This is a genomic window from Alcaligenes parafaecalis (genome assembly GCF_026344135.1).
In the GTDB taxonomy this organism is placed as follows: domain Bacteria; phylum Pseudomonadota; class Gammaproteobacteria; order Burkholderiales; family Burkholderiaceae_B; genus Alcaligenes; species Alcaligenes parafaecalis.
On the sequence record NZ_JAPKNA010000001.1, the window covers coordinates 423,140 to 435,757 of the forward strand.

Sequence of the window (12,618 nt, forward strand, 5' to 3'; positions counted from 1 at the left end):
CCCTATGAGTGTTCAGGCCCGTTTGCCCGTTGATTTGCATTGCCATTCCATTTATTCAGATGGTGTGCTCAGCCCCGCGGAACTCGCCGCGCGTGCGCATGCTAACGGTGTACAACTGTGGGCCTTGACAGATCATGACGAAATTGGCGGCTTGAAACTGGCCCGAAAGCATGCCCAGGACTTGGGCATGCGGTTTGTGGACGGGGTGGAAGTCTCGGTAACCTGGGCCAATAAAACGATTCATATTGTGGGCCTGGGTGTGGACCCGGATCATGCGGCTTTGCAGCAGGCTTTGCATGATGTGCGGGCAGGTCGTGAGCAACGTGCCCGTTTGATGGGCGAGCGCCTGGCCGAGTTGGGTTTCCCGGATGCCTACGAAGGGGCCGTTCCCTTTGCTGCCAACCCTGAACTGATCAGCCGAACCCACTTTGCGCGTTTTCTGGTGCAGAAAGGGTATTGCGCGGATATGAATGAAGCCTTCCGTCGTTATCTGGCGGATGGCAAGCCTGCCGCCGTGGCTACTGTCTGGGCCAGCCTGGAAGAAGCGGTGGGCTGGATTCGGCAGGCTGGCGGTAAAGCGATCATTGCCCATCCTGGCCGTTACGAGCTGGATGACACTCGCAGCCATGCCCTCTACACCCAGTTTCTGGAATTGGGTGGTGTCGGTATCGAAGTGTTGACAGGCAGTCATTCCCCGCAGGAATACAGCGTGTATGCCCAAGTGGCGCGCAGCTATGGTTTTGAAGTGTCCTGTGGTTCGGATTTTCACGGTCCCAGCGAAGGGCGGGTTGATTTAGGCGGTTTACCCCCTTTGCCCTCGGGATTGAAACCCGTTTGGCAGGAGTGGCTCTAGCAGGAGCCTTGAAACTATGAATAAAGCCTTTGTGAAAGAGTCCGATCAGGACGATGATGACGAGCTGGAGTCCCCCGACAGCGCTTTGCCCAGCGGCACCAAGAATTACATGACGGTGCTGGGCTATCGCCGTTTGCGTGGCGAGCTTAGCCATTTAATGAACAAGGAACGGCCCGAGGTCGTACAAATCGTCTCGTGGGCCGCCTCCAATGGCGACCGCTCCGAGAATGGCGATTATCTGTACGGTAAAAAGCGCCTGCGGGAAATTGACCGTCGTATCCGTTTTCTGACCAAGCGCCTGGAAATTGCCGAAGTGGTCGACCCGGGCTTGCAGCCCAATCCCGATCAGGTCTTTTTTGGCGCAACCGTTGTCTATAGCGACAGCCAAGGCGAGGAATTCACCATCACCATCGTGGGTGTAGATGAGGCCGAGCCGTTGCAAGGCCGTATAAGCTGGATTTCCCCTGTGGCCCGAGCCCTGATCAAGGCGCGTGAAGGCGACACGGTGGTATTGCGTACGCCAGCGGGCAAGGAAGAACTGGATATTCTGGAAGTTTCTTACCCTGAGCCTGCACCCGCCCCAGATCTGGACGGAGACAGCCCGATTTGAACGCCATACCAGGTCCGTATTGGAGATTACGGGGCGCTAATCGCTCCGGCCCCTCAAGACGTCTTGCCGAACTTGCCGGTTTGAGTGCGTCTTCTGACCTGCTTGAGCTGTCTTTGTTCGAACTGAGTTTTCCCTTTTTGTGCACGCCATTTACCGATGTGACCTCTTGTGTCGCTTCCGGTTAAAATGGCGTGTTTTCTATTTCTCCCACCTTTTTTGCCCCTCCCGTATCGTGAGCCAAATCCTGTACTTCCCCGGTTCGTCCGTGCTCTCCGCATTTCGTCGTGAGCGTTTGCTAGAGCGTGTCGAGCAGCGTCAACTGCCTGTTGCCGACATTCTTGCCTTGCACGAATACTACGTCTGGACTGATGAGTCCGGCCTGGATGCCAGTGCGCGTCAGCACCTCAGCGATCTGCTGGACGATGGTCTGCCTGCGCTGGACCCTCAGCCGCCTAAAGGCGCCTTGGTTCTGCGTGTGGTGCCTCGTCTGGGTACCGTGTCCCCTTGGGCCAGTAAAGCAACTGATATCGCTCACAACTGTGGCTTGAATGCGGTCCGCCGTATCGAGCGCGGTGTGCGTTACATCATTACCCCCAAGCGTGGTCTGCTGGGTAACAAAGAGCTGGATCAGGCTCAGTTGGAGCAACTGGCTGCCTTGTTGCACGACCGCATGACAGAAACGGTAGTGGGCCTGGACTTTAATGGTCAGGACTTGTTTACGCAGTTGGACGGCAAGCCTATCCAGACCGTGGATATTCTGGGTGGTGGTGTCGCAACCTTGCAGCAGGCCAACGAAGAAATGGGTCTGGCGCTGTCCGAAGACGAAATTGAATACCTGATGGAGGCGTTCACCCGTCTGGGTCGTAACCCTCACGACGTAGAACTGATGATGTTCGCGCAAGCCAATAGCGAACATTGCCGTCACAAGATTTTTAATGCGCAGTGGGTGATCGACGGCGAAAACCAGGGCAAAACACTGTTTGGCATGATTCGTGAAACTCACGCGGCTCAGCCTGAAAACACCGTGGTGGCGTATGCGGATAACGCCGCCATCATGACGGGTGGCCCTGCCACCTTGTTCCACGCCGGTATCAACGATCAGGCTAACGAGCCTGTATATCAGCGCCACGAAGCGCTGGTTCACACCTTGATGAAAGTGGAAACCCACAATCACCCCACGGCAATTGCGCCGTTCCCCGGTGCATCTACCGGTGCTGGTGGCGAGATTCGTGACGAAGGTGCAACTGGCCGTGGCTCCAAGCCCAAAGCAGGCTTGACCGGCTTTACCGTTTCCAACCTGTGCTTCCCCGAGCAGATGGAACCTTGGGAAAAAGATTCCCACGGTATCCCCGACCGTATCGCCAGCCCGCTGGACATCATGATTGAAGGCCCGATTGGTGGTGCGGCCTTCAATAACGAATTTGGTCGTCCCAATCTGCTGGGTTACTTCCGTACCTTTGAACAAACGGCTGGCGATCAGCGCTGGGGCTACCACAAGCCCATCATGATTGCCGGTGGTCTGGGTTCGATTGATGATCGCCTGACCCATAAAGATCCGCTGCCCGTCGGCGCCTTGCTGATTCAGTTGGGTGGTCCAGGCATGCGTATTGGTATGGGCGGTGGAGCTGCTTCCAGCATGGGCGTTGGTGCCAACCGCGCTGAACTGGACTTTGACTCCGTGCAGCGTGGCAACCCGGAAATGGAACGCCGTGCCCAAGAGGTTATTGACCGTTGCTGGCAGCAGGGCGAGAACAACCCTGTTATTGCTATCCACGACGTGGGGGCGGGTGGTTTGTCCAACGCTTTCCCGGAATTGGTGAACGATGCCGAGCGTGGCGCTATTTTTGAACTGACGCGTGTTCCTCTGGAAGAGTCGGGTCTGTCGCCTGCTGAAATCTGGTCGAATGAATCCCAGGAGCGTTACGTCCTGGCTATTCTGCCCAAGGATTTGCCGCGTTTTGAGCGTATCGCTCAGCGCGAACGCTGCCCCTTTGCGGTTGTCGGAGTCGCCACTGAAGAGCGCCAATTGCGCGTGACCTTCGGTGAAGGTCTGCCAGGCGTAGATGAAGTACATATCCCCAAGAGCATCGAGGAGCGTCCTGTCGACGTTCCTATGGATGTGATTCTGGGTAAAGCCCCACGCATGGAACGTGACGTCAAGCGTTTGGAAGGCGTTGCCGAGCCACTGGATCTGACCCTTATCCCTCTGGCCGAAGCCATGTACCGGGTGCTGCGTCACCCCACTGTAGCCAATAAAACCTTCTTGATCAGCATTGGCGATCGTAGCGTGGGTGGTCTGTGCAGCCGCGATCAGATGGTTGGCCCTTGGCAAGTCCCCGTGGCCGACTGCGCGGTGACTCTGGCCGATTTTGAAGGCGTACGTGGCGAAGCCATGTCCATGGGCGAGCGTAGCCCTAGCGCCATGATCGATGCCGCCGCCTCGGGCCGTATGGCTGTGGCCGAAGCGCTGACCAACCTGGTTGCCAGCGATGTGCGCGATCTGAAAGACGTCAAACTGTCCGCCAACTGGATGGCCGCTTGCGGCGTAGACGGCCAGGACGCCGCCTTGTTCGACACCGTTCAGGCTGTTAGCCAGTGGTGCCAGAGCCTGGGTCTGTCCATTCCCGTGGGCAAGGATTCCTTGTCCATGCGTACAAGCTGGGAACAGGACGGTGAATCCCGTCAGGTGATTTCCCCCGTTTCTCTGGTTGTGACTGCTTTTGCTCAAGTGGCTGACGTACGTCGCACCTTGACTCCCCAACTGAAGACCACTCAGGGCGACACGGCCTTGGTCTTGATCGATCTGGGGCAGGGCAAACAACGCATGGGCGCTTCGGTGCTGGCTCATGCTTTCAATCAGGTCGGTCAGTCCGTTCCCGATATGCAAGATGCAGAAGCCATGCTGGCTTTTGTGAAAGTCATTCGTCAATTGGCCGACCAGGAGCTGATCCTGGCCTACCACGACCGTTCCGACGGTGGTTTGGCCGCGACTGTGGCTGAAATGGCCTTCGCCGGTCACACAGGCGTGTCTGTGAATCTGGATATGTTGACCATTGATCCGCATGCAGCGGATTGGGGAGACTTCAAGATTCGTGCCGAACAAGTGTCTGTACAACGTGACGAAATCACCTTGCGCGCCTTGTTTAACGAAGAAGCCGGTGCGGTTATTCAGGTGCCTCTGGCCAAGCGTGATCAGGTCATGCAAACCCTGCGTGAAGCAGGCCTGTCAGCTTACTCCCACGTTATTGGCAGCCTGAACAAGACCGATCAGGTCGAGTTCTACCGCGATGGTGCGTGCATCTACCAAGCTCCTCGTGTCGAACTGGCACAACAGTGGAGCGAAGTAAGTCGCCGTATCATGGAGCGCCGCGACAACCCCGCTTGCGCACAGGCAGAATTTGATCGTTGGGAAGACGTACAGGACCCTGGTATCTCCCCTCGTGTCATCTTCAATCCGCAAGAAGACATCGCTGCTCCGTTCATCGCCACTGGCAAACGCCCACGCGTCGCCATCTTGCGCGAACAGGGTTGCAACAGTCAGGTTGAAATGGCCTGGGCTTTTGATACCGCCGGTTTCGAGGCCGTGGACGTACACATGACCGACTTGCTGTCTGGCCGCGCATCGCTGGAAGGCATGCAGGGCATGGTGGCAGTGGGTGGTTTCAGCTACGGTGACGTGCTGGGCGCGGGTGAAGGTTGGGCCAAGACCATCCGTTTCAACAGCCAGTTGTCGGATCAGTTTGCAGCCTTCTTTGGTCGCAGCGACACCTTCGGTCTGGGTATTTGTAATGGTTGCCAGATGATGGCGGCCCTGGCTCCCATGATTCCCGGTGCCGAATTCTGGCCACGCTTTACCCGTAACCAGTCGGAAAAATACGAGGCTCGCTTCTCCAGCGTGGAAATCGCCGCTTCGCCATCCTTGTTCTTCAAGGGTATGGAAGGCACGCGCCTGCCAGTAGCCGTGGCTCACGGTGAAGGCTTTGCCAACTTCCAGCGTCAGGGCGATGCATCCAAGGTAGCCGCTGCGGTTCACTTTGTGGATCACCGCGGTCAGCGCACCGAGCAATACCCGCTGAACCCCAACGGCAGCCCTTACGGTTTGACTGGTGTAACCACGGCAGATGGCCGCTTCACCATCATGATGCCTCACCCGGAACGTGTGACGCGCAACGTCATGATGTCCTGGACGCCCGAGCAGTGGGGCGTGGCTGATCAGGGAGCTGATCAGATGGCAAATGGTGGATTTACTCCCTGGATGCGGATGTTTCGCAACGCTCGGGTCTGGATTGCGTAATTGCTTACGCGTATAATCGATTTTTGGACGGAGTAATAAAAGCATGCGTCTCATCAAGAAAGCACTGACCTTCGACGATGTGTTGTTGGTTCCCGCTTACTCCGAGGTTCTGCCTCGTGATACATCCTTGCTCACCCGCTTCACGCGGGACATCACCCTGAATATCCCGCTGGTTTCGGCTGCCATGGACACCGTGACCGAAGCGCGCCTGGCCATTGCCATGGCGCAGGAAGGCGGTATCGGGATCATTCACAAAAACATGACGGCGGATGCCCAGGCACGTGAAGTTGCACGTGTGAAGCGTCACGAGTTCGGTATTGTGATTGACCCAGTCACGGTTACGCCCACCATGAAGGTGCGCGATGCCATCAATCTGCAGCGTCAGCACGGTATTTCCGGCTTGCCTGTGGTTGAAGCCGGCAAACTGGTGGGTATTGTCACCAACCGCGACTTGCGCTTTGAAGACCGCCTGGATCTGCCTTTGCGTGATGTGATGACGCCTCAAGAGCGTCTGATCACCATGAATGAAGGCGCCACGCTGGACGAAGCTCAGGCTCTGATGCACCGCCACCGCCTGGAGCGTGTGCTGATCGTTAACGATCAGTTCCAGTTGCGTGGTCTGGCAACGGTGAAAGATATTGTCAAAAACACCGAGCACCCGCTGGCCAGCAAGGACAGCCAGGGTCAGTTGCGCGTCGGCGCGGCTGTGGGTGTGGGTGACGGTACTGAAGAACGTGTCGAGAAACTGGCTGCGGCTGGTGTGGACGTGGTGGTGGTGGACACTGCCCACGGTCACTCCCGTGGCGTTATCGAACGCGTTCGTTGGGTCAAGAAAAACTTCCCGCGCATTCAGGTTATCGGTGGCAATATTGCTACCGCTGATGCTGCTCGTGCTCTGGTCGAGGCCGGTGCAGATTGTGTCAAGGTCGGTATTGGCCCTGGCTCTATTTGTACGACTCGTATCGTGGCCGGTGTGGGTGTTCCTCAGATCACGGCGATTGCTGATGTTGCCAAGGCTCTTGAAGGTACTGGTGTACCTTTGATCGCTGACGGTGGTATCCGCTTCTCCGGCGACGTCTCCAAAGCCTTGGCTGCGGGTGCTTCTGCTTGCATGATGGGCGGTATGTTCGCCGGTACGGAAGAGTCTCCTGGTGAAGTTGTGCTGTTCCAAGGTCGTTCGTACAAGTCCTACCGCGGTATGGGTAGCTTGGGCGCGATGGTGGATGGTTCGGCTGACCGCTACTTCCAGGACCCTTCGAACAATGCTGACAAGCTGGTTCCTGAAGGTATCGAAGGTCGTGTGCCTTACAAGGGCAGTGTTATTGCCATTATTTACCAACTGGTGGGTGGCGTTCGTGCTTCCATGGGTTACTGCGGTTGCAAGTCTATTGAGGAATTGCACGCCAATGCAGAGTTCGTGGAAATTACGTCCGCTGGTGTACGTGAGTCTCATGTGCATGATGTGCAGATCACCAAGGAAGCGCCTAATTACCGCGCTGACTGATCTTAGCTAGTCTCTTGCATGCCAGAAACCGCCAGCCTTTGGGTTGGCGGTTTTTTTTGTGCTCTTTGTCTTTGTATTCGGGAAGGCTGTGTCTCAGAAGAGACGCCTCTTAGGGCCTGGGTTCGGGGCTCGGGGCGGACTACTTGCCGGTGCTGCGCACCGGTGCCCTGGTCGGTGTCTTGATCCGGGCGCGCTCTGAACTCACCCGGTGATTGGTCCCCCGGACCAATCACAAGCGTCGGGTTCAAACAGCAGAGCGCTTGCACCCCGGATCAAGACACCGCCTGCGGCAAGTAGTCTGACTCGCCCCGCGCCCCGAACCCAGGCCCTAAGAGGCTCATATCGAGAAGGACATGACAGTGCCCATTCCCTGTTCGACTTATGGAGGGGATGGCGTGAGAGGAGCATCAATTTCATCAAGGAAATGCTCGATGGCAATGATGGAGAAGGGGGGAGTGAAAGGAGTGGCGGGCGCGGGAGGGGTATTGTTGTTGTTGTTGTTGTTGTTGTTGTTGTTGTTGTTGTTGTTGTTGTTGTTGTTGTTGTTGTTGTTGTTGCGTGGTTATGCCTCATTGCAGGAGGGGTGGCTGTTAGCGGTAAATAGTCCGGGGAATGAGGTCGTAAGCGGTATCGAGCAATAAAAAGCGCCCTTTTTGGTAAAAGGGCGGCTTTACTTGCAGGAATGCGTGGTGCGCCTATCCTAGGATTGCAAGTCGGCAAGTCGGCAAGTCGGCAAGTCGGCAAGTCGGCAAGTCGGCAAGTCGGCAAGTCGGCAAGTCGGCCAATCAGCTAGCCATCTCGATAATTGCCTAGTTATTCAAACCGTTAGTTTGCTGCTGGTGACTTCCCAAGTAATTGACGTCTGGATGGGGAGTTAATACTCCTGATTTTTATTCTGCAACTGCAGGTTTGGTTTTGAACAACCATCGCTGTGGCGGCCATTGAGCCAGAATTACACCCGTCAGAGTCAGTAAGCCGCCGCTGACATGGTGTGCTCCCAGTGTTTCGCCCAGCAGAGGGATAGCTAGCATGGCCGTCATGAAGGGCAGGATGTTCAAAAACAGGCTGCATCGAGCAGGTCCCAGCCGTGTGATGCCTTGTATCCAGCAGTAGGGCAGCAGGACGGATGCCAGAATGCCTGCGTACAGAATTAAGGGAACAGTCTGTTCATTCAATTGGGTTTGTTCGGCGGGCAGCCAGAAAAATACAGGCAGTAAAGTGATTAATGCTCCCCAAGCCTGAAGGTAGGTCGATTGCCAGGCGGGTACGGTGATGTGCCATTTTTTCAAGAAGACGCTGTAGAAGGCGTAGCTCAAAGCAGCCGTCAGCATCAATAAATCACCCGAGCGTACGCCTTGGCTTAGCAGTTGCAGGGGATGGCCGCCGCTAATTAACCAGACGGTGCCAAATAAGGCGATCAGTGCACCGGGCAACATGCCGCGAGCCCCTGTTTCGGGTAGTAGAAGGCGAGTCGTCATCAAGGTTAGCAAGGGTGTCAGAGCCGTAATCACCGCCATGTTTGTTGCGCTGGTGCTGGCTGCCGCCCAGTAGGACAGGCATTGATAAAACGCCATGCTCAGAAATCCCAGAAAAAGCAGTTTGGGCAGTTGAGGCCGAATTGAGTGCCAGTGACGCCAGACAGGGCGGGCTGCAAACAAGCTCATGATGGCTAGTGCCAGTACGACTCGGTAAAAACTCATGGCGGGGGCGGCGATCAGGCCGTGCGCCATTTTGGAAACAATCACGTTGCCGGACCATAAAAGCATGGTCACCAGTGGATAGGCATAGTTGCGCATAGGAAGCATCCGTTCAAAAGGAAGACGTATGCTCGCTGTAGACCGCTCTGCCTGTCTTTCGCTAAACTGACTTGCTTTAGCGCAAATGGGACAGCTTGTGGTCGACCCTCTTATTCATATGCCTGTCGAGCTGGCCAAAATGCCTATTAGTGGTTTGGCGGCAGACTATCCAGATGCCCATCTTATTGAAGAGCACCAGCACGTGCGCGCTCAGTTTTTGTATGCCGTGCAAGGTGTGATGGTAATTGATGCGCAAGAAGGGCGCTGGGTGGTTCCTCCCAGCCGGGGTGTCTGGCTGCAGCCTGGGCGTTCTCATACGGTACGCATGCGCGGCCAGGTCAAAATGCGTACGATTTTTGTGGATGAGGATGCCGCTCCGGGTCTACCTACGCGTAATTGTGTACTAGATGTCAGCCCCTTGTTGCGGGAGTTGATTCTGGAAGCCAGCCGGATTCCTTTGGTGTATTCGCTGGACAGCCGCGATGGCCGTTTGATGCGTCTATTGCTGGACGAACTGCGTGAATTGCCTGTGTTGCCGTTTCATCTTCCCTGGCCAGAGGAGCCGCGTTTGCTCTTGGTATGCCGACAGTTAGAAGCCTGCCCAGATGATGATAGGGATGCGGATGCCTGGGCTAAGCAACTGGCGATGAGTGTTAAAACTTTTCATCGACTATTTCGTCGCCATACCGGCATCAGCTTCGGGCAATGGCGTCAGTTTGCGCGTTTACTGGGTTCTTTGGAGGGCTTGGCAGCGGGTGAACCTGTTGTGCAAGTCGCTCTCCAGCATGGTTATGCCAGCCAAAGCGCGTATGCCGCCGTATTCCGGCGGCATTTTGGGGTGACTCCCAGGGAGTTCTATCGCTCTAAAGACAGTGTGGCTCAAGCGGACTAGTCCGCCAGTTCCAGCAGCAATCGGGCCAGCATATCGGGGTGAGTCATCAAGGCGCCATGCCCGCTTTCCAGCTCGCGGAATTCCCAGTCTTTTTGCTGCCGTGCCCACTCACGCGACGTATCCACCCCTCTGAAGGTCGGCTGCGTGCAGGAGATATAGGAGCAGGGGCGGCCATTACCGATGACGGGGTTTTGCAGGCGCAAAGAAGAACGGTAGACGCTAAGCGGCTGGGGCGTTAAACGGTTGCCGACAAAGTGCAGGTCTTCCGTTGCATGCAAGCCCAACGCGCTAAGAGGGGGAGGGGGGACGGCTGGGATTGCACTTTTTCCGGCGGAGGCGACCATGCTATCGATTATCTTTTCAGGCAGGGTGTCAAATGTGCTGGTGCCGCTGGGCAGAATAAAGGCGTCCAGATAAATTAGTTGCCGAATGCAGCGCGGCAGTACATCGGCCACCCCGCTGATAACCAGCCCACCGAAGCTATGACCCACCAAAACCACGTTGGAAAGCTCCTCCCAACGTATCAAATTGGCGACATCATCCACAAAGGTATTCAGGGTGATGTCCGGGCTAAGCAAATGGCTGCGTTCGCCCAGGCCTGTCAGGGTGGGTGTATACACCTTATGACCTTTGGCTTGGAGTCGGGCCGCTAGCCGGGACCAGCACCAGCCACCGTGCCAGGCACCGTGAACCAGCACAAAAGTCAGGCTGTCAGATACCTCGTCGGTATCTTCCTGGCATTCATAGGAAAAACTGTGAGAGCGATCACCGGAAGGGCTGGAAGCAGGGATATAGCTGCTGCCGCCTTGCTGTTGACCGGCCTGTGCAGGTCGGGATTCATGGTGTTCATTGAGCTCGCTCTGACGAGGGGTACGACTCGAAGACATGCTGAAACTCCCAAAATGGCTGCATGTACTGTAGCTGCCTTGCCGCATGAATGCCAGTGATGCAGGACAATTTCAGCCTGGAGTATTTCAGCCACTCCCTAAGCAGCGCTACACAGCGTAAAATAGATCCTTTACCGCTTTATTATTGGCTCGATACTTTCATGCACCAGCGAATTCTGATTCTTGATTACGGCTCCCAGGTCACCCAGCTTATTGCGCGTCGCGTACGCGAAGCCGGTGCGTACTGTGAGATTCACCCCGGTGATGTTAGCGATGAATTCATCCGTTCCCAAGAAGGCCTGAAAGGGATCATTCTGTCGGGCAGCCACGCTTCGGTCTATGCTGACGACGCTTTGCAAGTTCCCGCCGCTGCTTTTGACGCAGGCGTACCCGTTCTGGGCATTTGCTACGGCATGCAAGCCATGGCCCGCCAACTGGGCGGTGTTACCGAAGGCTCCGACAAGCGCGAATTTGGCTACGCTGAAGTGCGCGCCCACGGCCACACCAAATTGCTGGAAGGCATCCAGGATTTCGCCACGGCAGAAGGCCACGGCATGCTTAAAGTCTGGATGAGCCACGGCGACAAAGTCACCGCGCTGCCTCCTGGCTTCAAGCTGATGGCGTCCACGCCAACCTGCCCCATCGCCGGTATGGCCGACGAAGAACGCCGTTTCTACGCTGTTCAGTTCCACCCTGAAGTTACGCATACCGTCCAAGGCGGTGCCTTGTTTGAACGCTTTGTGCGCGACATTTGCGGCTGCGTGGGCGACTGGAACATGCCTGACTACGTGGAAGAGGCCATTGCCAATATTCGCGAACAAGTCGGTGACGAAGAAGTCATTCTGGCTCTGTCCGGTGGTGTGGACTCTTCCGTTGCTGCCGCTCTGATCCATCAGGCCATCGGCGACAAGCTGACTTGCGTATTCGTGGACCACGGCCTGCTGCGCTTGAATGAAGCCGAGCAAGTCATGAGCACCTTCGCTGACAATATGGGCCTGAAGATCATCCATATCGACGCATCCGACCGCTTCCTGGGCAAACTGGCCGGTGTGACCGACCCAGAGGCCAAGCGCAAGATCATCGGCCGTGAGTTCGTGGAAATCTTCCAGGAAGAAGCCGCCAAACTCAGCAATGCCCGTTGGTTGGCTCAAGGCACAATCTACCCGGATGTAATCGAATCCGCCGCTGCCAAATCCGGTAAAGCCACTGGCATCAAATCCCACCACAACGTGGGCGGCCTGCCAGACACGCTGAACCTGAAGCTGCTGGAACCGCTGCGTGAACTGTTCAAAGACGAAGTGCGCAAACTGGGCGTAGCCCTGGGCCTGCCACCCGCAATGGTCTACCGCCACCCCTTCCCAGGCCCAGGCTTGGGTGTCCGTATCCTGGGTGAAATCAAGCGCGAATACGCAGACCTACTGCGCCAAGCTGATGCCATCTTTATCGAAGAACTGCGTAACACGGTCGACGAAGAAACCGGCAAGAACTGGTACGACCTGACTTCCCAGGCTTTCACCGTCTTCCTGCCTGTGAAAAGCGTAGGCGTGATGGGCGATGCTCGTACCTATGAGTACGTTGTTGCCATGCGCGCAGTGCAGACCACTGACTTCATGACGGCTGACTGGGCGGAACTGCCATACTCGCTGCTGAAACGGACTTCTGGCCGCATCATCAACGAAGTGCGCGGCATTAACCGTGTGACGTACGACGTAAGCAGCAAGCCGCCAGCAACTATTGAGTGGGAATGATCCCGCGTCCGGCATAGACCGGTAGCAAGTGGCA

9 protein-coding genes are annotated in these 12,618 nt (G+C 56.3%); 7 read left to right on the top strand and 2 right to left on the bottom strand.

The features are described 5' to 3' along the window. Nucleotides 1–4 precede the first annotated feature (4 nt). From OSH09_RS01960 to OSH09_RS01980, 5 genes are all read left to right on the top strand, one after another. Entirely contained in the window at nt 5–853 is an 849-nt protein-coding gene (locus OSH09_RS01960; RefSeq protein WP_266119973.1) for a 3',5'-nucleoside bisphosphate phosphatase, read from the top strand. A 16-nt stretch (nt 854–869) separates the two neighbouring features. Continuing rightward, nucleotides 870–1,463, top strand: coding sequence for a transcription elongation factor GreB (gene greB / locus OSH09_RS01965; RefSeq protein WP_207874061.1), 594 nt, complete (start codon nt 870–872; stop codon nt 1,461–1,463). Between the two features lie 232 nt (nt 1,464–1,695). Further along, nucleotides 1,696–5,757 carry a phosphoribosylformylglycinamidine synthase gene (gene purL / locus OSH09_RS01970; protein ID WP_266119974.1) on the top strand — a complete coding sequence of 1,354 codons (4,062 nt, stop codon included), beginning with the start codon at nt 1,696–1,698 and terminating at the stop codon, nt 5,755–5,757. A gap of 43 nt (nt 5,758–5,800) precedes the next feature. Further along, nucleotides 5,801–7,261 (top strand): IMP dehydrogenase, encoded by a 1,461-nt coding sequence (guaB, locus tag OSH09_RS01975; protein WP_207874066.1) that lies wholly within the window; start codon nt 5,801–5,803, stop codon nt 7,259–7,261. A 353-nt stretch (nt 7,262–7,614) separates the two neighbouring features. Further along, complete coding sequence (locus OSH09_RS01980) at nt 7,615–7,902, top strand: hypothetical protein (protein ID WP_266119975.1); 288 nt, start codon at nt 7,615–7,617, stop codon at nt 7,900–7,902. 249 nt (nt 7,903–8,151) lie between these two features. Here the strand turns inward: OSH09_RS01980 and OSH09_RS01985 are convergent, their stop codons facing one another. After that, on the bottom strand, nt 8,152–9,057 hold the full coding sequence (locus OSH09_RS01985; protein ID WP_207874067.1) for a DMT family transporter: 906 nt from the start codon (nt 9,055–9,057) through the stop codon (nt 8,152–8,154). Between the two features lie 85 nt (nt 9,058–9,142). Between OSH09_RS01985 and OSH09_RS01990 the strand changes: the two genes are divergently transcribed. Continuing rightward, nucleotides 9,143–9,949, top strand: a complete 807-nt coding sequence (locus OSH09_RS01990; RefSeq protein WP_266119976.1) for an AraC family transcriptional regulator — start codon at nt 9,143–9,145, stop codon at nt 9,947–9,949. On the opposite strand, the gene OSH09_RS01995 is transcribed toward OSH09_RS01990, so the two are convergent. Next, complete coding sequence (locus OSH09_RS01995; RefSeq protein WP_266119977.1) at nt 9,946–10,836, bottom strand: alpha/beta fold hydrolase; 891 nt, start codon at nt 10,834–10,836, stop codon at nt 9,946–9,948. The genes OSH09_RS01990 and OSH09_RS01995 overlap by 4 nt on opposite strands. Nucleotides 10,837–10,997: 161 nt before the next feature. Here OSH09_RS01995 and guaA point away from each other — a divergent pair, with 161 nt between their 5' ends. Further along, nucleotides 10,998–12,584: a glutamine-hydrolyzing GMP synthase gene (guaA, locus tag OSH09_RS02000; RefSeq protein WP_266119978.1), complete on the top strand. Its 1,587-nt coding sequence runs from the start codon at nt 10,998–11,000 to the stop codon at nt 12,582–12,584. Nucleotides 12,585–12,618: the final 34 nt, after the last annotated feature.

Coding starts and splice junctions, on each gene's coding strand:
- OSH09_RS01960 (WP_266119973.1), top strand. CDS start 5: ATGAGTGTTCAGGCCCGTTTGCCCGTTGATTTGCATTGCCATTCCATT.
- greB (WP_207874061.1), top strand. CDS start 870: ATGAATAAAGCCTTTGTGAAAGAGTCCGATCAGGACGATGATGACGAG.
- guaB (WP_207874066.1), top strand. CDS start 5,801: ATGCGTCTCATCAAGAAAGCACTGACCTTCGACGATGTGTTGTTGGTT.
- OSH09_RS01980 (WP_266119975.1), top strand. CDS start 7,615: ATGACAGTGCCCATTCCCTGTTCGACTTATGGAGGGGATGGCGTGAGA.
- OSH09_RS01985 (WP_207874067.1), bottom strand. CDS start 9,057: ATGCGCAACTATGCCTATCCACTGGTGACCATGCTTTTATGGTCCGGC.
- OSH09_RS01990 (WP_266119976.1), top strand. CDS start 9,143: ATGGGACAGCTTGTGGTCGACCCTCTTATTCATATGCCTGTCGAGCTG.
- OSH09_RS01995 (WP_266119977.1), bottom strand. CDS start 10,836: ATGTCTTCGAGTCGTACCCCTCGTCAGAGCGAGCTCAATGAACACCAT.
- guaA (WP_266119978.1), top strand. CDS start 10,998: ATGCACCAGCGAATTCTGATTCTTGATTACGGCTCCCAGGTCACCCAG.